The 18,810-nt window shown below is 39.4% G+C and carries 17 protein-coding genes; 5 read left to right on the forward strand and 12 right to left on the reverse strand.

All coding sequences use genetic code 11. The annotated features are described in order from the left end of the window. Window position 1: 1 nt before the first annotated feature. Window positions 2-520, reverse strand: coding sequence for a hypothetical protein (locus ACQK2H_RS17170; protein ID WP_425392607.1), 519 nt, complete (start codon window positions 518-520; stop codon window positions 2-4). Between the two features lie 170 nt (window positions 521-690). On the opposite strand from ACQK2H_RS17170, the gene ACQK2H_RS17175 reads away from it, so the two are divergent. Then, the gene (locus ACQK2H_RS17175) at window positions 691-972 is read left to right on the forward strand and encodes a HesB/IscA family protein (protein ID WP_425392608.1); all 282 of its coding nucleotides are present in this window, start codon (window positions 691-693) and stop codon (window positions 970-972) included. A gap of 1 nt (window position 973) precedes the next feature. Here the strand turns inward: ACQK2H_RS17175 and ACQK2H_RS17180 are convergent, their stop codons facing one another. From ACQK2H_RS17180 to ACQK2H_RS17195, 4 genes are read right to left on the reverse strand one after another with little or no spacing between them, the layout of a single operon-like run. After that, on the reverse strand, window positions 974-1,351 hold the full coding sequence (locus tag ACQK2H_RS17180) for a hypothetical protein (protein WP_425392609.1): 378 nt from the start codon (window positions 1,349-1,351) through the stop codon (window positions 974-976). Between the two features lie 56 nt (window positions 1,352-1,407). Further along, a complete protein-coding gene (folB, locus tag ACQK2H_RS17185; protein ID WP_425392610.1) occupies window positions 1,408-1,758 on the reverse strand; it encodes a dihydroneopterin aldolase in 351 nt (116 codons plus the stop codon). Between the two features lie 4 nt (window positions 1,759-1,762). Further along, on the reverse strand, window positions 1,763-2,737 hold the full coding sequence (locus ACQK2H_RS17190; protein WP_425392611.1) for a DivIVA domain-containing protein: 975 nt from the start codon (window positions 2,735-2,737) through the stop codon (window positions 1,763-1,765). After that, the gene (locus ACQK2H_RS17195; RefSeq protein WP_425392612.1) at window positions 2,734-3,639 is read right to left on the reverse strand and encodes a WD40 repeat domain-containing protein; all 906 of its coding nucleotides are present in this window, start codon (window positions 3,637-3,639) and stop codon (window positions 2,734-2,736) included. The genes ACQK2H_RS17190 and ACQK2H_RS17195 overlap by 4 nt, the downstream gene beginning before the upstream one ends. Window positions 3,640-3,668: 29 nt before the next feature. Between ACQK2H_RS17195 and ACQK2H_RS17200 the strand changes: the two genes are divergently transcribed. Then, a complete protein-coding gene (locus ACQK2H_RS17200) occupies window positions 3,669-4,274 on the forward strand; it encodes a 4'-phosphopantetheinyl transferase family protein (protein ID WP_425392613.1) in 606 nt (201 codons plus the stop codon). Here ACQK2H_RS17200 and ACQK2H_RS17205 read toward each other — a convergent pair whose 3' ends face one another. The 7 genes from ACQK2H_RS17205 to ACQK2H_RS17235 all read right to left on the reverse strand — a co-directional run bounded on the left by ACQK2H_RS17205 (window position 4,275) and on the right by ACQK2H_RS17235 (window position 12,271). Further along, a complete protein-coding gene (locus tag ACQK2H_RS17205) occupies window positions 4,275-6,878 on the reverse strand; it encodes an ABC transporter permease (RefSeq protein WP_425392614.1) in 2,604 nt (867 codons plus the stop codon). It lies immediately after the preceding gene. Continuing rightward, window positions 6,875-7,213: a PadR family transcriptional regulator gene (locus ACQK2H_RS17210; protein WP_425392615.1), complete on the reverse strand. Its 339-nt coding sequence runs from the start codon at window positions 7,211-7,213 to the stop codon at window positions 6,875-6,877. The genes ACQK2H_RS17205 and ACQK2H_RS17210 overlap by 4 nt, the downstream gene beginning before the upstream one ends. Window positions 7,214-7,323: 110 nt before the next feature. Continuing rightward, a complete protein-coding gene (locus ACQK2H_RS17215) occupies window positions 7,324-8,004 on the reverse strand; it encodes a DNA alkylation repair protein (RefSeq protein ID WP_425392616.1) in 681 nt (226 codons plus the stop codon). A 31-nt stretch (window positions 8,005-8,035) separates the two neighbouring features. Further along, the gene (locus ACQK2H_RS17220; protein ID WP_425392617.1) at window positions 8,036-8,887 is read right to left on the reverse strand and encodes a transglutaminase-like domain-containing protein; all 852 of its coding nucleotides are present in this window, start codon (window positions 8,885-8,887) and stop codon (window positions 8,036-8,038) included. Between the two features lie 13 nt (window positions 8,888-8,900). After that, window positions 8,901-10,529, reverse strand: coding sequence for an acyl-CoA carboxylase subunit beta (locus ACQK2H_RS17225; RefSeq protein WP_425392618.1), 1,629 nt, complete (start codon window positions 10,527-10,529; stop codon window positions 8,901-8,903). 11 nt (window positions 10,530-10,540) lie between these two features. Beyond that, the gene (locus ACQK2H_RS17230; RefSeq protein WP_425392619.1) at window positions 10,541-11,458 is read right to left on the reverse strand and encodes an MlaD family protein; all 918 of its coding nucleotides are present in this window, start codon (window positions 11,456-11,458) and stop codon (window positions 10,541-10,543) included. Window positions 11,459-11,470: 12 nt separating this feature from the next. Continuing rightward, window positions 11,471-12,271: an N-acetylmuramoyl-L-alanine amidase family protein gene (locus tag ACQK2H_RS17235; RefSeq protein ID WP_425392620.1), complete on the reverse strand. Its 801-nt coding sequence runs from the start codon at window positions 12,269-12,271 to the stop codon at window positions 11,471-11,473. A 166-nt stretch (window positions 12,272-12,437) separates the two neighbouring features. On the opposite strand from ACQK2H_RS17235, the gene ACQK2H_RS17240 reads away from it, so the two are divergent. The 3 genes from ACQK2H_RS17240 (at window position 12,438) to ACQK2H_RS17250 (ending at window position 18,803) form a co-directional block, all read left to right on the forward strand. Next, on the forward strand, window positions 12,438-15,185 hold the full coding sequence (locus ACQK2H_RS17240) for a putative LPS assembly protein LptD (RefSeq protein ID WP_425392621.1): 2,748 nt from the start codon (window positions 12,438-12,440) through the stop codon (window positions 15,183-15,185). Between the two features lie 72 nt (window positions 15,186-15,257). After that, window positions 15,258-15,524 (forward strand): hypothetical protein, encoded by a 267-nt coding sequence (locus ACQK2H_RS17245; protein ID WP_425392622.1) that lies wholly within the window; start codon window positions 15,258-15,260, stop codon window positions 15,522-15,524. Window positions 15,525-15,686: 162 nt separating this feature from the next. After that, entirely contained in the window at window positions 15,687-18,803 is a 3,117-nt protein-coding gene (locus ACQK2H_RS17250; RefSeq protein ID WP_425392623.1) for a SusC/RagA family TonB-linked outer membrane protein, read from the forward strand. Window positions 18,804-18,810 lie beyond the last annotated feature (7 nt).

Consider the following 18,810-nt stretch of genomic DNA (forward strand, 5'->3'; position numbering starts at 1 on the left):
CTTAAAAAACGTCCTGAATTTCTTCTTTAATATATCTTATTGCCTGCTTGGATGTATCCTCTTCTCCTGCGGTACTTTCTAATATGTTTCTGGCCAAGTCAAATCCTTTGGCTTCTTTATCTAACGAATTAGCTGCAGAATTGATAACCGAGATCGTCTGCTCTACAGCCGTGGTGACATACGTCCAGGCACTGTCAGACATATAAACCTGCTGAGAGAGGTTATGATTGAATTCATTTCTGATTTCATGGATTAATATATGCTGAAACTCTTCAGCACTGTAATCCGAACTGCTTAATCTGGAAACTAAGTTTGCAGGCGTAATTCGTTCGAGGAGAAGGACGATTCGTTCATATGCTTGCAGCCGAATAGGAACTACGATCTCCTGATTTTTTTGACGGACGCTAAAGGCAATCTCATCCAATTGCTTTTGAAGAAATGACCGGACTAGCAGATATGCGAGATATAATACCAGGCCGGCAGGGATTGTAATTTTCAGAAGGTCGTAAACCATTTCCATTGATTGGATTGTTAGTTGTTTAAAATTAGCTTCATCAAGCTAAGCGTTTTTTACCTTGTCCTCTCCCTACACCCTCTCCAGAGAGGGAGATTTCGTTGCTTATCTTGATGACAATGATAAACGTCAAAAATAATACTTTTACACGGAGGCAATAAGTAAATCATAAAGTGATGAAACCACCTGTGGAAATAACGAATAAAGCGCTGGAAGAGGTTAAGAATATCTTAAAAAATAAAGGTATACCTGAAGGATATGGATTACGTATCGCCACGAAAGGAATGGGCTGTGGCGTAGGCTTTAAACTGGGCTTTGATAAAAAGAAGGAAACGGATGATGTATACGACCTGGATGGCGTACAGGTGCTCATCCGAAAAAGTGAAATGATGTTTTTAGTAGGAAAAAAAATTGAATTTTACGATGAATCTGATGGGAGAGGGTTTGTGTTTGTATGACTTAAAGATTTTTTGAATAATGGACTATTCCACTTCCCTTTATTAGCATTGAAATCACCTTGGGTTCATTTAAATCCTTTTCTAGGGCAGAAGCAATTGAAAGATCATGGACTTTAAGCTTTACTTTGTATATACCTTTTTTCAAAGTAATCTTTTTAAGCGCAACTTCTATTTCTGAATTCGAATTCTCATTTTGAACGAATCGATACAATTGATCCTCATGATTAAAAATAACATCAGGTTCCCCCTCATACACCTTGTTGATTACCTCACGTACCTCAGATTGATTAAATATGGATTCAACAATTTTTGGTTCTAAATCTTGAGCAAACGAAAAAAAGGAAATGAAGAGGAAAGTGATTGTTAGTGAAAATTTCATTTGATTAAGTTTTTTATGCATGATGCTAATTCGCTTAAAAGGGTTGCTTCTTCTTTTCAACCATTTAGTTCCACTGTAGCCTTATGGCACAATCCTTTAATCGGTGGGTTGTACTTACTGATTCGAACCTGCACATGATTGACTTGAGAGAAGTTTTCCTTTAAGGCTTTGATCATTTTACCTGCCAGATGTTCCAGTAGGTTCGCATCAATGCTCATTACATTCTGAACAATCTCGTATACCTTCTCATAATTGACTGTGCCTTCCAGTTTATCGTCTGAGGCTGCTTCAGTAAAATCAACATCCAACGTGACGTCAACACTGTACTTGTTGCCAATCACACGCTCTTCTTCATAATACCCGTGACGAGCATAGAATTCCATACCCTCCAAAGAAACCTTTCCCATACGATCAATCAGTATCTAGTTCGTCAAAGAATGAAACGGTTTTAGAGACTCTAGGCCCTTTTTTCTCTTCAGCAGGTTTTTCCTCTGTCTGCTTTTGTTCGGCTTTAGGATCAGCTCTGCGCGCTTCGTCTTTCCTTTCAGTAACTTCCCCCTTTGGAGTCTCTTCGGGCTTTTTAATATTCAATTCCTCTTTAGCCTGTTCAGGCTCAACCTTTGTTTCAGCACGTTGAGTAATTCGCTCCTTAAGTTCCTCCGTTTTTGGTGGTTCGCTTTCCACTTGCTTTGGCTCGTCCTTGATCGTTGGTTGCGGGATTTCCGCTTTAGGAGCTTCTACGTCAATGGGAGGAGCCTCGAGTTTTTTGCTTTCTGCATGAACTTCTGTCTTTTCTGACTTGATTCGTTCTTCACTTTCACGAGCCAGTTTTTTCACTCGTTTTACATAATCATCAAACTTGAATTCTTTATTAGCTCCAGTATTCTTCTCCACTTTTTCAATAAGTGTTACTGAAAGATTTTTCAGTTCCTGGAGTGCATTTTGACGATGATTTTCAATGTCTCGATGATTTTGCTCTATGCTTTTTACAGCATCCTGTAATTCTTCAATGATTTGGCGAGCTTCCATTTCAGCCTGCTCGATCATTGCGCGCGCTTTATTTTTAGATTCGCTAAGAAGTGCCTCCGCATTCATCTTGGTTTCCTTCATGTGAAGCTCTGCGGCTTTATTTGCCTGCTCTATCACATTAGCCCCAGTATCCTCGGCGGTTTTCAGTGTTTTATAAAGCGAGCTTTCTACCTCACGTAGTTTTTCAACTTCTTTTTCAGCTTGCTTTAATTTGAGAGTGAGCTCCTTATTTTCTTCAAGCATACGCTCCCACTCGTTCGAGAGTGACTGTAAAAAAGCGTTTACTTCATCTTTATCGTACCCTCGCAGCTTCTTTTCAAAATCTTTCTGACGAATTTCCAGCGGTGTTATCTTCATTCTGCAAATTTAATTTCCCAAACGGAGATCGAGCGATCATCGCTACAAGTTACTAACAAGTCGCGATAATTCATCCAAAGCAACTTATTAACGCTATTTCCATGTCCAGCGTGCCTGTGTTTATCCAACACTTTTAAGAGTTTGAAATTATGAGCATCCCATAATTTTATTGATTTATCCATGCTAGCCGTTACAAAATATCGACCATCAGCTCTAAAAATCACATCATTAATTGTATAAAGGTGAGCTGCAATTGATTCACGAAGCACATAATCAACTTGCGTGTCCCACACCTTCAATTGGGCATCTCTTCCGGCAGTTATCAAATATTTTCCCGATGGGTGAAATTTTGATGCAAAAACAGAGTTCTTATGACCCTTTAATTCGAACAATACCTCGTCTGAACTTCGATCAATTATCCTTGTAATATTATCACTACAGCCCAGTGCGATTTGATTTTCAAACTGATCAATGCATCGAATGCGATCGCTCGCATACTTTTTTCTGTTTTCAATTGACAAACTCTTTGATAGTGTAATTACTTCTCCATTGGAAAGACCTACACTTACTTTGTCATCAACCAACTGCAGGTCAAATATTTGATGATCCCCTAAGTGGATTGACTTTACCTCTTTTTTACCTTGCAAGTCAATTTTGTGGATGCCCTCATTATTCTGACCTACGTACAAATAGCCTTCGTCAGGATCATAAGTTAATGCATAAACAGAGTTGGGAATTTTAACAATGACTTCCCCTTCATCGGGTGACTCAAGGTCCCATAGGACTATCATTCCATCACCTCCGGCAGAAATGAATCGTTTATCATCCACTACCTGAAGGGTGTAGATGCTATCATTATGCCCCAGAAAGGTGTGGAGTTTTTTTACTTCGATTTTGCTCATTTGGTATACAAAATTATTACAATTGCTACATGCCTTTGCTATTGAACAAGGAGATTGACGATCAATCTGCCTATGCTGTTTGGAATATTCAGGAAACATTCTTAGAACTTCCCTATTTATCTCCGGAACCATTTCCCGCTGAATTGCACCCAGTAAGGCAAGCAGAGTGGATCATTGGGCGTATGCTTGTTAAAAGTCTCTGCGAAAAATTCAACATTGAATACCAGGGCATCAGCAAACAAGATAAAGGCAAACCTTACCTTAATGGTAGTGATGCTAACATCTCTATCTCACATTCGTTCCCTATTGCAGCAGCGATGATTCATTTGGAGAAGCCTTGCGGTATCGACATGGAGCGGCCAAGGGATAAGCATGAATATGTAAAGCATAAATTTCTGCATGAATCGGAAATGCAATATCAAGAAGACCTCCATAAACTTTGCACCATCTGGTGTGCAAAGGAGGTGATCTATAAAATATTTGGTCGAAAGTTTCTCAGCTTAAAAGATGAGATCAAGCTGTCTTTTGAATCTGACAGCCTGATCAAAGGAGAAATTCTTAAGCCGGGTCACGAAGAAGTGCATCACATTCATTATGAGTGGGTGAAAGAATACCTTCTTGCTTTTGGTACCTGATTACTCATCTCTCAAAGTACCAACCGGATTTGCTTTAGCAGCCTGGTAGGATTTAAAACTTACCGTAACAGCTCCAATCACAAACGTTAGGATTCCAGCAACGATGAAAAGTACTGGTTTCAGATTGGTTCTATATTCAAATCCCTCCAGCCATTGCTGTGAATAATAGTAGGCAAATGGAACTGAAAGGATAAATGCAATGATCATCAATACCGTATAATCCTTTGATAGTAATAGGATTAGTTGATTGATGCTTGCTCCGTGCACTTTACGAACACCTATTTCTTTCGAACGCTGCTCTGCAGTAAATGCTGAGAGCCCAAAAAGCCCTAAGCAGGATATGAAAATGGAAATTCCAGCAAAGATTCGCGCAAGAGTGCCAACAGTCATTTCTGCCTGATAGCTCTCTGCATATGCCTGATCGACAAATTCATAATCAAATTCACTTTCAGGATTTAAAGTAGTCAAGACATTTTCCATTGACTTAAGTGCATTATTCGGATCTCCCTGAATTCTCACCAATGCCAGGCTGGTACCTGCAGGGTCAATACAACTAATGATCAGCGGAGCAATAGGTTCGTGAAGATTCCGCATATGGAAGTTTTTTACTACTCCAACTACCCGACCTTCAATTCCCCAGAATGTCAGTCTCTTATTTATCGGATCTTCAAACCCCATAAGTTCAGCCATCACTTCATTGATTATAAAATTAGTGGAGTCGGATAGCTGATCATCAAATGCTCTACCGGTTCTCATTTCCATTCCCATGGTTTCAATGAAGCGTTCATCTGTCAGCAAAACATTGATTTCATACCCTTCCTCATTCATACCCTCCCATCGCGCAGAGCTTGTGGATCGACCATATGAAATGGGATTTCCAGATGAGGCTGTCACAGAAATTACTTCTGGAATGTTTTTTAACTCATTCCGATAAGTTTCAAGCCTTTCTCCAAAGCGCTCTCCAATACTCAGTGCAACCAGATTTTCCTTCTCCACTCCTAGATCTTTGTTCAACACATAGTCCAGTTGCATATAGATAACACCAGTCCCAATGATTAAAAGCGTGGAAATGGCAAACTGAAATACGACCAACCCTTTCCTGAAATATGCAGCGCCATTAGACTGCCTAACAGTTCCTTTAAGAGAATTAATTATTCCAAAAGTTGGTAAGAGCAGCGCTGGGTATAAACCTGAAAAAAATCCAACAACTACAGGTATTCCAATCAAAATATACCATGTAAGTGGAAGTGAGAAATCAATAAATAATTGTTTATCAACCAGCTGATTGAAGTAAGGCATCAGTAGCATAACAATGAGTACTGAGACCATCATCGCGAAAAAACAAAGCAGAATTGATTCTATTAAAAATTGGAAGCTGATGGAAGACTTATAAGCTCCCATCACTTTCCTTAATCCAATCTCTTTTGACCTTCTTCCTGATCGGGCAGTAGCCAGGTTCATAAAATTAATTGAAGCAATCAAAAGGACGAATATGGCTACCGCACTCATTATTCTAACATATTCAATCCGTCCACCGGAAACAGTCCCGTTTTCAAAATTTGAATAGAGGTAGTAATCCTGAAATTTATGAGTTACTAGATACTCTTCACCTGAATTATCCTGACCTGCCGCATGGGTAATGATCTCATCATATAACCTATCGGCAACTGCCTTTTCATCGCCTTCACTATTCGTAGTAAAATAAATCCTAAAGCTTCCGTTCCCCCAGTCATCTACCCACTCATTGCGATTAAAAAAGAACTCTGCAGGCAGTAGCCAGTCAAACTGCAGAGAGGAATTTGGCGCAACATTTTCAATAACTCCGGTTACAATTGCTTCTCGTTCTCCATCGATTTCTAAGGAGTTTCCTATTGCTTTCGATTTCCACTGCGACCCGAAATACTTTTCAGCAATCGTTCTTGAAATAACAACCCCACTCAAGTCATCCAAAGCGGTCTCCTTATCACCCGCCAGCCACTCAAATGAAAATAGGGTTAGGAAATTAGGAGTCGCGAAATACCCCTGTTCATTTGAAGCATCATCACCCTTCTGAAACCGCATCTCTATAGGCCAACTGACCTGGACCACCTCATCAACTTCGGGGTATTCAGCTCTCATCAGGTCGGCTACCGGCTTAGGTATTGTCCATGTAGTATTAACCATACCACCGGATTGTTTCATGTTTCGAAATACCTGATGAATCTTATCGCCATTTGCATGGAATTTATCCACCTGTATTTCATTATTAACCCATAAAAGTATGAGCATTGAAGATACCAATCCGACAACTAGTCCTAAAAGGTTCAACGCTGTAAACCCTTTGTATCTTTTTGCATTTCTAAATGCGATTTTTAAATAGTTTTTGATCATAACAGTATTTATTAGTCCGTTTTTGAGTTCGATATTTTTAATTATTCCGGGGCGGAACAGGAACAGTACATCTCGTAAGTATATGAGGCTGGCGGTTTTTCTGTTTTTCTCCGCTCGCTCTGCGAAGAGCTCCGACAAATCACCCTCTACATCTTCCAGGAGGTCTGCATTGCAAAACCATCTAAGAAATTTGGTTGGAAATTTTGGAGGCGATATGCTTTGGCGTTTGCTCATGTAAATTTGAAGTCAAATGCCACCGAAGGAATGGAATCCCAAAGCTGCTTGCGCGTTTCCATTACCTCTTCCAATACTTTCTTTCCTAAAGGCGTTACTTTGAAGTAACGCTTTCGTTTTCCACCTCTGACAGCTGTAGCTTCTCCAAATTCAGATTCTAAAAACCCTTTTTTTTCGAGTCTATTGAGAGCTGTACGCATGGCGCCCACACTCACTTTTCGCTTTAGACGGTTTTCTATTTCTTCTTTAATTGAGATTCCATATGCATCATTAAAAAGGATGGCCACCGTTAGCATGACAACCTCCTCAAACTCTCCAATCGAATATTTTCCCATAGAATTTTTATTTTAAATCCTAAATGTAGTCAAAATATTTAAGTCTTAATTGTAATCTTAATACTTAATCAGAATATAAAGGTTACATGAAAGCCATTCGAATTATGATTTTAGCCTCTCAATCGCTCCTGAACTCTGGTGCTAGTTAATTCTCTGAGAGCATCCGCAGCAATCCATTTTGCTGCTTTTGAATCTTGAAGTTTTATGCGCTCAGCTACTTCGGTAGCCTGAGCATTAAGATTCAGATTTCGTTTACCGATTTGACGAAGTGCCCAATTCACTGCCTTTTTCACAAAGTTGCGATCATCGCAGGCTTCTCTTTCTATGATCGGGAAAAATTGGACAATCTTTTCATCTGTTTGCTTAGCCCCTTTCAATGCAAGACCTACCATAGTTGCAAACGCCATTCGTTTTTCAAATTCAGGCTCTCGCCTACTCCATTCTCTAATTTTTTTGAAGGCAAATGCCGTTCTTGGTAAAATTTTCATCCCAATTCCATCTACTAAATCCCAGGAATAGCATTCACTGGTCCACTTTTCCGCAACTTCCTCAGTAAAAAGTTTTGGTTCTGAAAGCAGAATGGCTAAATGCTTGCATTCATGAATCGGTTGATCCCAAAGGTTGTTTGCTAAGTTCTGACTTTTACCGATTTCCTTTGCATAGGGCTTTAAAACTGCATTTTTGATCCCAAGAGCCTTCCCCCCTCTTATACCAAAATACTCCATCTGACTGACATATTTTGGATCAGCTAGCCTTTGGAGATCGTCCAATATTTCTTCGACACTTTTCACATGATCAAATTAACCATTTCGAAGCGATGGCTTATAGACTAAAATATTGATCATCCATTTTTTGAAGTATCAACTTAATCTCATCTGCTTTGTGATAGTCGCCCAACTTCTCAAAAGACACAATAAGGTTTCGGAGTGCACGAAGTATAATATCCAGATTTGAACATGGATCATAAAAAATATCCTGTTTTTCTAATTGCAGGCTTTCCAGGTAATTGTCAATATCCGATCGCGTAAAAATCAGTCCCCGGTTGAAAACATTGATATAAAAGGATTCATCTCCTATCTGATAGGTTAGAATGAAAAGATTAGGAAGGTTTACTCCATAAATGGGCAAATCCATTTTCTGTGCCAGTAATAAGTAAACTGCACATAATGAAATCGGATTTCCTTTTTTGGTTTCCAGAACAGCATTGATCATGGAATTGGCCGGAGAGTGAAAGTTTTTAGTGTTTGCTCTAAATTTAAACTTGCTGAAAAAAACTTCATTAAACACCCGAATCCTGTCATAAGGCATCATGCTATCTTCCATGTGTCGCCAAAGCTCATGATACAATTGATCAATAGATTCACTTAATTCTTCGATTTCAATATCAGGATACAGATAGGTAGCAACGATCCATAGCCCTTCCAGGAGGTTTTCTGCACCTGACTCTTTCCAATCTAAAAACCTCTCCTTTAAGAGCTCAAACTGAAGCTCATGAACAAGGTCTTCGATTTTACTTTGAATGATTGGATTGAACGTGCTTTCCCACTCTTGCTCGAGCAGCGGAATCACACTTGTCCCAATGGACATGATTTTTTCCTCTACATGAGTTACCACCTCATGGTCTTCATCGTCCAACAGGACGACTAATGCCTTTATTTCGGATTCTTTTAACACCTATATAAAGGTATTAAGTTTGAATGACACCAACATTCATGCGCTCCTCAATTGGCGCATGATTAGCCATCTCTATACCTCTCGAGATAACGTTCCGAGTTTCTTTCGGATCGATAATCCCATCTACCCACAACCTTGAAGCTGCATAGTATGGGCTCAATTTTTCTTTATAGGAGTCTTCAATCTTTTTCAACTGTTCTTTCTTATCTTCTTCAGTTAGTTCTTTGCCTTTTGACTTAGCAGAAGCAATCTCAATTTGAAGTAATGTCTTAGCTGCTGAGCCTCCACTCATTACTGCTATTTCGGCAGTTGGCCATGCATAGATGAGACGAGGATCATACGCTTTACCACACATGGCATAATTCCCTGCGCCATAAGAGCTTCCCATCACAATGCTAAATTTCGGAACGACAGAGTTAGAAACGGCATTTACCATCTTCGCTCCGTCTTTAATAATTCCTCCATGCTCTGAACGCGACCCTACCATAAAACCATTTACGTCATGAAGGAAGACCAATGGAATTTTTCGTTGATTGCAGTTCATAATGAAGCGTGCAGCTTTGTCCGCTGAATCAGAGTAGATCACCCCACCCATCTGCATTTCACCTTTCTTGGTCTTCACTACTTTTCGTTGATTGGCTACAATACCTACACTCCAACCATCTATTCGGCCATACCCGCAGACGATTGACTTTCCGTAAAGCTCTTTGTACTGATCAAATTCTGAATCATCCACCAGGCATTTGATCACATCGACAGCATCATACTGAATGCCCCGATTAGCAGGAAACTCCCCATAAATGTCTTCCAGTTTTTTCTTAGGAAGTTTACTCTCTGCTCTATTAAAACCTGCTGTTTCCGGATTTCCGGTTTTATCGAAAATCTTCTTGATTGCATCAAGAGCTGCTTTATCATCCGGGAATTTATTATCGGTTACTCCGGAAATTTCACAGTGAGTAGTAGCTCCACCAAGGGTTTCATTGTCTATATCCTCGCCAATGGCGGATTTCACCAGGTAACTACCTGCTAAAAATACTGACCCAGTACCATCAACAATCAGAGCTTCATCCGCCATGATCGGTAAGTAAGCACCGCCGGCAACACAGCTACCCATGATAGCTGCTATTTGAATAATACCCTTTGACGACATTACAGCATTATTTCTGAACTGTCGTCCAAAGTGCTCCTTGTCAGGGAAAATCTCATCCTGCATTGGAAGAAAAACTCCAGCGCTATCGACCAAATAGATGATTGGCAGGTTATTTTCAATGGAAATTTCCTGAGCTCTTAGATTCTTTTTGGCTGTCATCGGAAACCAGGCACCCGCTTTTACAGTAGCATCATTTGCAACGATCATGCACTGCCTTCCTGATACCTTCCCAATTCCAGTAACTACACCGGCAGAAGGGCACCCACCTACCTCTTTATACATTCCATCTGCCGCAAAAGCTCCTACTTCCAAAAATTCCTTGGGATCATCCAGAAGGTATTCTATTCGTTCTCTGGCGGTAAGCTTTCCCTTCTTGTGGTGGGACTCGATTTTCTTCTCGCCACCTCCAAGTTTCACCTTTTTTAAACGCTCGTTTAGCTTATACACCAACTGCTTGTTGGCGTCTTCATTTTTGTTGAATTGAATATCCATGAAATTTTTCTCTACTTTCCTTCCTGTGAAACACCTTTAAGCTTTTTGCTTTTACGACCTAAAGGTGACATGAAATCTTTTGGGTAATTATTGAAGTGAATAATTAACTCATCCATATCTACTAAAAGCTTATTGAGATTGTTATAAACAGAGTCATTTTTGAGCATTTTCCCAACGGTTCCTTCCTCTGATTGAATGGCTAATAATAACTGATTCACTTGATCCAATGATTCGTTAACTTTTTTCAATGTTGCAGATAATGGAACTTGATTCAATGAATCCATTAGTTTAGTGGAGCTTGTCAATAATCCCTCCAATTCATCTGATCGATCTTTCAAACTATTCATCAGGGAATCTGTGGAGGCCACTACCCGCTCAATTTTCAGGTTGTTTGCTTTATTGGTTAGAGTTCCAATAGAATACTTCAAAGTATCTACCGTCCCTCGAATATCAGTAGCATTGAGCTCGTCTAACAGGTCATTTAGCTTGGTAATAGTTGTATTTAAGTTATCAGCTACCGGCTCAAATTGAGACATTAAACCTCCATCCATTTCGGAACCCAACGTATCTCCTGGCTGCATTAATTCAGTAGACTTTCCAACATCCAAAACAATCGCCTTTCCACCAAATAGTCCATCATTGGCCAGAGTTGCGGATGCATCCTTACCAATCTTAAGACCTTCATCTATGTCAATAGACACGACGATATACCCCTTATTCTGTACCAGGTCAAAACCACTCACTCTTCCTACCGGAAGTCCATTGAAATAGACCGGATTGGACACGTTTAATCCTGATACATTGGTGTAAGTAGCATAATATCGATTGGAAGGAGAGAACAGGTCTGACCCTCTTAAGAAGTTGAAACCATAATAAAGGAGAGCACCTGCAATAATTGTAATAAGACCAATCTTGAATTCTTTTGACACAGTTCTTAATTTTTAATTCTGAGCATCAAATGCTTCTTTGTATTCTTTTATAGCTCGATAGATGCCGGAGGCTATGTACGACTGCACATCCGGGTTATTTAATTCTTTTTCTTCGTCAGGGTTGGAAAGGTAGCCAATTTCTACCAACACACTTGGCATGGCTGTGCTCCACATTACGTAGAGACTTGACTGTTTCACTCCATAACTTCTTCTACCTGCTCTGTTCTTTAGCTGATCATCTATAAAGCTAGCAAGCATCAAACTATTATCCTGATAAGCAGACTGAGTTAAGTTGAACAGAATGTATGATTCTTCTGATTGCGGATCAAAATCATAGTTCTTCTCATAATCTTCCTCCAGTAAGATTACGGAGTTTTCTCTTTTTGCTACTTCTAAGGCTCTATCTGTATTTTGGGCTCCCATTACATAAACCTCAGAGCCTTTGATAGCCTTCTTTCTTGAGTATGGCGTTGTTTTTGGTAAGGAGTTTGCATGGATCGACACAAACAAGTCAGCACTATGATTATTTGCGATTTCAGATCTTTTTTTCAAGTCAATAAACGTGTCATCCTTACGGGTAAAAATCACCTCTACTCCCGGAACATATTTCTCAACATACTCACCCACTTTTAATGCTACTTGTAAAGCAACATCTTTTTCTTTGGTATAGGTACCCAGTGTCCCCGGATCTTTTCCTCCATGACCCGCGTCAATTACAATCTTTGTTACGGCAAAATTCTTTTCACCAACCGGATGAAATGATGCCAGAACAAAAAAACTTGTTAATCCAATCAGTAGTACTAGGTTTCTCACGCCCTTTATTGTCTAAAATGAAATACTTTTACACAAAAGTTAGAAAAAGCAGCAATTATTGCAGTTTTCAATTGCTTCCATTTGCAAAAAATCTGCCAACATTGCTAACAATTAAACATCTCAAAGATAGTTTGGTCATCATTCATTTTCAAAAAAGCGAGTTGGATTGAGGTGTCTCATTTTACTTTTCTGTTTTATCTCTGCTTTCTGTGCCTTTACACAGGAAACAGCACCGCTGGATTCGGCTGAAAACATTCAGATCGGAGGAATTGCAGACTCCTTAGATGTCGATTTAGTTGATACCTTAATTACGGATTCCACGGTGGTTGAACCGCAACAATCTGTAGCGAGAAGTGACATTGAAACCACGATCAATTATCACGCGAAGGATTCACTATTTTTCGACATCAAAACAAGAGAATTATTTCTTTATGGTGAAACCCACATTGACTATGGAAAAATTGCCTTGGATGCCGAGCGAACTGATGTCAATTGGGATAAACGAACTCTCAAAGCAAAGTATATAACAGACTCTACGGGCAAGAAGATAGGTAAACCTGTTTTTACTGAAGGACCGGATACGTATGTGACCGACAATATCATTTACAACTTCAAGAGTGAACGAGCACTTATCAAAGGAGTTGTGACTGAGCAGCAAGGTGGTTTCATGCATGGAGAAGATGTAAAGAAAAATGCAGAAGATGAATTGTTTATTAGAGGAGCTGAATACACAACCTGTAATCTGGAAGACCCCCATTTTTCAATCAGGTCTTCCAGATTGAAAGTAATCCCAAATAATAAGGTAGTGTCCGGACCATTTAATATGCGCTTCAGAGATGTTCCTACCCCCCTGTTCTTTCCGTTTGGAATGTTTCCTCAACCTAAAGAAAAATCATCAGGCATAATTGTGCCTTCTTACGGAGAAGAACGTCGAAGAGGATTCTTTTTACGAAATGGCGGGTACTATTTTGCAATAAGCGATTATGTGGATCTAAGGCTGACAGGCGATATTTACTCTAAAGGTGGCAATGCAGTAAACGCTGTTTCCAACTACTACAAACGATACTCTTTTAGAGGAACATTTGATTTTTCATATAATAAATCTGTGTCTGACGATCTTGAAAACCCTCTTGAAACCAACGACTACTGGGTGCGATGGAATCACACTCCGGAATCCAGAGGAAACTCATCTATTTCAGCTTCTGTTTCTGCAGGAACCTCCTCTTACAACAATAATAACAACCTTGTCAATCAGGATTTTACCAGAAGTATTAATTCACAGTTCACCTCTAATGTGAGCTATCGAAAAACTTTTGTAGGTACTCCTTTTAATATGTCTTCCAACCTTAGACATAGTCAAAATATTCAAACAGGCGTAGTTAACTTGACTCTTCCCGATTTTACCTTAAATATGAATCGAATTTATCCATTTAAGAATGTGGTAAAATCGAGCAATTCACCACTTAGTAAATTGAATTTTAGTCACAATTTTGTAGCTAAAAATGAGCTATCAAACGATGTGGTTAGGGATAATTTTCGATTTAATGTCTTAAACAGAGATGCCAAGTCTGACTCCATTATTACATTTAATCAGGATAATTTTTCTGAAATTTTAAAACGATCGCAATTGGGGGGTAAGCACTCCATCCCTATTTCAACCTCCATTAGCATTCTAAAGTATTTCACTTTAAACCCTTCATTTAACTATCAGGAACTTTGGTACACAAAGGAACTTCAATATGAATATGTTCCGGAAGAAAACGGTGTTGTAGTTGATACTGTAGATGGATTTAGCAGAGCAGGTAGCTGGACATCCGGAGCATCGCTTAATACTCGAATTTATGGTTATGCGGCTTTTAATAGCAATAAAATACAGGCCATACGTCATGTAATGACTCCAAGCCTTTCATTCAATTATAATCCTGACTTCTCTGACACTAAATATGGGGTCTATAGTGATGTTCAGATTGATTCGACAGGCAATACCCAGCGAGTAAGCAAATACCAAGGTTTTGCATATGGATCACCAACAGGTAGAGAAAGTAAAACAATCGGTTTCTCTCTTTCTAACAATATTGAGATGAAGGTAGCCAGTAAAAAGGATACCGTGACCGGATCTCAAAAAATCAAACTTTTTGAAAATCTAGGGCTCAGCACAGGGTATAATTTAGCAGCAGACTCTTTTAAACTAAGTGATATAAGTGTCAATGCCAGAACAAGTCTTTTCAATGGTTTAGTCTCGATCAACTTTACTGGAGGAATTGACCCCTATGAATACCTTCTAATCTCAGAAGAAGTCAATTCCAGAGGGGAGCGCGTAGTAGATCAACGCCGACTAGATCGGTATGCCTGGAATAATGGAAATGGACTTGGTCAATTATCTCGTATGACCACTGCGATTGGTCTAAACTTTACAGGAAAGCGCTCACAAGGTAAAAATGAGAATTCTTCTGATCCGACAAATACAACCAGAGGCATAAACCCTCCAGATGAGCAGGTAGGATTTGATGGCTACACTGATTTTGAAAGACAGCAGGTGGATCATATTCAAAATAATCCCGAAATGTATGTTGACTTCAGTGTCCCCTGGAGCTTGAGGATGAATTACTCCATAAATAGAAACAAAAGAGGCTTTGAAGAAGCCAAGATCAATCAAAGCTTTCAGTTTAGTGGCACACTGGGTTTAACAGACAAGACGCAAATCACTTTCAATTCGGGTTATGATTTTGAAGCAAAAGACTTTACCACTACACGAATAGGTGTTTCAAGAGATCTTCACTGCTGGACAATGAATTTTGACTGGGTTCCATTCGGAAGGTACCAGTCCTATTTTCTCTCTATTAGGGTTAAATCAGCAGTACTACAAGACTTGAAACTTGAAAAAAGGAGGAGCTTCTTTGACTTTTTTAATTAATCAAACATTAGGAACAACTACGTTAAAGTTTGTAAATTAATTGCTCATATGATCAATTAAACCCTAATCACCATGATTCAGCATATCGATTTTACTCCTAAGGTCACAAAAAAAGGTGGTCTTTTTAAGTCTGCTCAAATCGAAAGCTTCACTGATATTATGAATGAAATGAATGAGTGGATCGATTCTACAGGTAACGAAATAGTGAGTGTCGAGACAGTAGTATTACCTAATATTCATGATTCCGACGAAGAAGGAAGTGAGGACACTATGTTAGGTACAGGTCGCGAGAGCTCATCGCATTGGTACCAACTGATTCGTGTGTGGTACAAGTCCTGATTTTAAAAGACCCGCTTAATTAATTTGTGGTTGGAATACTGCTTTAACTACCCCTGAGCGTATTTTCCCTACATATTGGGTGCTTCTTTTTTACAATTTTTCAGACTTTTTCAAAGCTAATCTTACTTGTTTAAATCATTTTTAAACAAACAATTCATGCTTATGAAAAAGTTTTACTTTTCATTAATTGCGTGTCTTTTGGCTTTGACGCAAGTCATGGCTCAAAGGACAGTATCCGGAACGGTCACCGATGATGAAGGTGTGTCCCTACCCGGAGTGAATGTGGTGATAAAAGGCACCACTACGGGAGTCACTACAGATATTGATGGTAACTATCGGTTACAAGTCAATGATGGTGATGTTCTGGTCTTCTCTTATGTAGGCTTTGAGCCACAAGAGATTAATGTTGGCACCAGGTCGGTTGTCGATGTAACCCTTGGAGGAGCAACTGAATTACAGGAAGTAGTAGTTACAGCATATGGTACTTCCTCCAAGAGAGAATTTACAGGATCAGCCCAAACCGTCGGGTCAAGAGAGCTTGCAAGTAGACAAGTGACAAATGCTCTTTCTGCGATAGAAGGAAACGCAACTGGTGTTCAATTCACTTCTCCTGCTGGTCCGGGTGCAGCACCTGGAATTGTCATTAGAGGAGTCGGGACATTAAATGGCTCTACTGCACCCCTTTATATTGTTGATGGCATTCAGTTTACTGCACCCCTAAATACCTTGAATCAGGATGATATTGAATCATTTACAATTCTTAAAGATGCCGCCTCAACTTCACTTTATGGATCAAGAGCAGCAAATGGTGTAGTGATAATTACTACCAAAAAAGGAAGTAAAGGTGATATAAAAGTAAATGCTTCCTCTCAAATTGGTAGAGTTACTCGAGCAGTCCCATTTTATGATCAAGTAACTCCAGGGCAGTATTATGAAACCTATTGGGAAGCGCTTAGGAATACGAGTGCAGCTGGTGGGGATCCAGCTTTCGCCTCCGCAAATATTTTTGGTCAGCTAGGATATAATCCTTTTAATGTCCCAGATGATCAAATAGTTGGAGTTGATGGTAATATAAACCCGAACGCTGATGTAATCTACCAAAGCCTGGATTGGTTTGATCAAATGCAAAGAACTGGAATAAGAACCAATAACAATGTGAACGTATCTGCAGGTGGTGAAGATCATTCTGTATTTTTCTCCGTATCGCATCTTTCGGATGAGAGCTATGTAATTCGTTCCGGTTTTGAACGGTTAACCTCTCGACTGAGCGCAGAGTTTGATGTGAGTGAACGACTAAAAATTGGTGGTAGTGGTAATGTCTCACTTACCGAAACCCGTGGGCCTAGTTCAGCTGGTACAGGAAGCATTGTGAACCCTTTTGGTTTTTCGCAAAACATGGGTGCTATTTACCCTGTCTTTGTAAATGACAGAGATGGAAATATTGTTAGAGATGCTGAAGGTAAACCTGTTTGGGATAATGGAGAAGGTTTTCCTGAGTATGGTATTGGCTCAAGGCCAAGAAACCAGGGACGTCACGCCATTCAAGAGCTGGTATTAAATAATGAATTCGATGATGATAATACATATGGTTTCAGACTCTTTGGTGATATTGAAATAATTGACGGTCTTAACCTCAGGTTAAGTTATGGTGGTGATTTCACTGATTTTTTTGAAAGTGAATATGAAAACCCTGTGATTGGAGATGCTCAGCCTGACGGCAGGCTAAGCCAAGAAAGGGAACGCCAAACAGCCATAACCTTTAATCAAATTTTGACTTATAAAAAGAGCTTTGGAGATCATAATCTTGACCTAACTGCAGGACATGAAAGTTATGAACGAAAAGTGTCGGATTTAAATGGTCTAGCTACTATACAAACAGCTGGCGGAATCTATGAGTTTGATAATTTTTCAAACATTGTAAGCCTTACCGGCAGAACGTTTGACAGAGCTCTTGAAGGTTATTTTTTCAGAACAGTTTACAATTTTAAAACTAAGTATTTCTTGAGTGCATCTTTTAGAAGAGATGGGTCTTCCACATTTGATTCTGAAAATAGATGGGGTAATTTCTATTCTGTTGGTGCTTCTTGGCTTTTGGATCAAGAATCGTTTATTCAAAACATTCCTGCCATAAGTCAATTAAAGATTAGAGCTTCCTATGGTGAAGTTGGTAATGACAACCTTGGTTTTCCAGATTGGTATTTATCCCAGGCATTATTCGGCATAACTTCAAATGCAGCAAGTCCTGCGATTTTGATAGATGCAATTGGTAACTCCGCTTTAAAATGGGAAACTTCTGCAAACTACGATGTAGCGCTTGAGTTTGGCTTATTTGATGATTTTGTTGAAGGTTCAATAGAGTTTTACAGAAGAAACTCAACAGATTTACTTTATTTCCTTCCAATAGCTCCAAGTAACGGCATAAACGAAGTAGCTGTTAATGCTGGGGACATGTTTAATCAAGGTATAGAAATCGCACTTACAACCCATGTGATTGATAAAGATGATTTGAGATGGGATGTAACACTTCTTGGTACTACTTTCAAAAATGAAATAACCAGCCTACCATCTCCATTTGTAGACGGCAGCAAGAGATGGACAGAAGGACGTTCAAGATTTGATTTCTTCCTATATCGTACTGCTGGTGTAGACCCTGAAACAGGCGACCAGTTATATTACCAGTATGATTTCGATGAAAACAACAATAGCGTACCTGTACTTGATTCTGAAGGAAATCATTTAACTACTACTGACTGGTCTAGCACTCAAAGAGGTTATACTGGCGATTCAGCAGTTCCTGACTTTTTGGGTTCAATCTCAAATAGCGTTAGCTACAAAGGATTTGATTTCAATGTACTCGTTACTTATGGAATTGGCGGAAGCGTTTTGGATAATGCTTACGCTGGGTTAATGCTTTCTAGTGCATACGGTCGCGCATTGCACCCAGATATTTTACGAGCCTGGAGACAAGCAGGTGATGTGACAGATGTACCAAGATTGGAAGCTGGAAATGTTGAATTGGTTCAGACTCAATCAGATCGATTTATAACTGACGCGTCATTTATGGCTATTCGTAATGCTAGTTTAGGATACAATTTCAGTTCTGCAATCCTTGATAAGATAGGTCTTAACAGTTTGAGAGTTTCTGTAATCGGAGAGAATTTATTGCTTCGAAGTAAAAGAGACGGATTGGATCCTCAATACAATTTGGCAGGTACTGCTCCAGGAGATGATTTTGTTCCTGGAAGAATCGTATCTCTAGGAGTGAATTTGTCATTTTAATACATTT

The sequence above is a fragment of the Ekhidna sp. genome (genome assembly GCF_965228795.1).
Taxonomy (GTDB): Bacteria; Bacteroidota; Bacteroidia; order Cytophagales; family Cyclobacteriaceae; genus Ekhidna.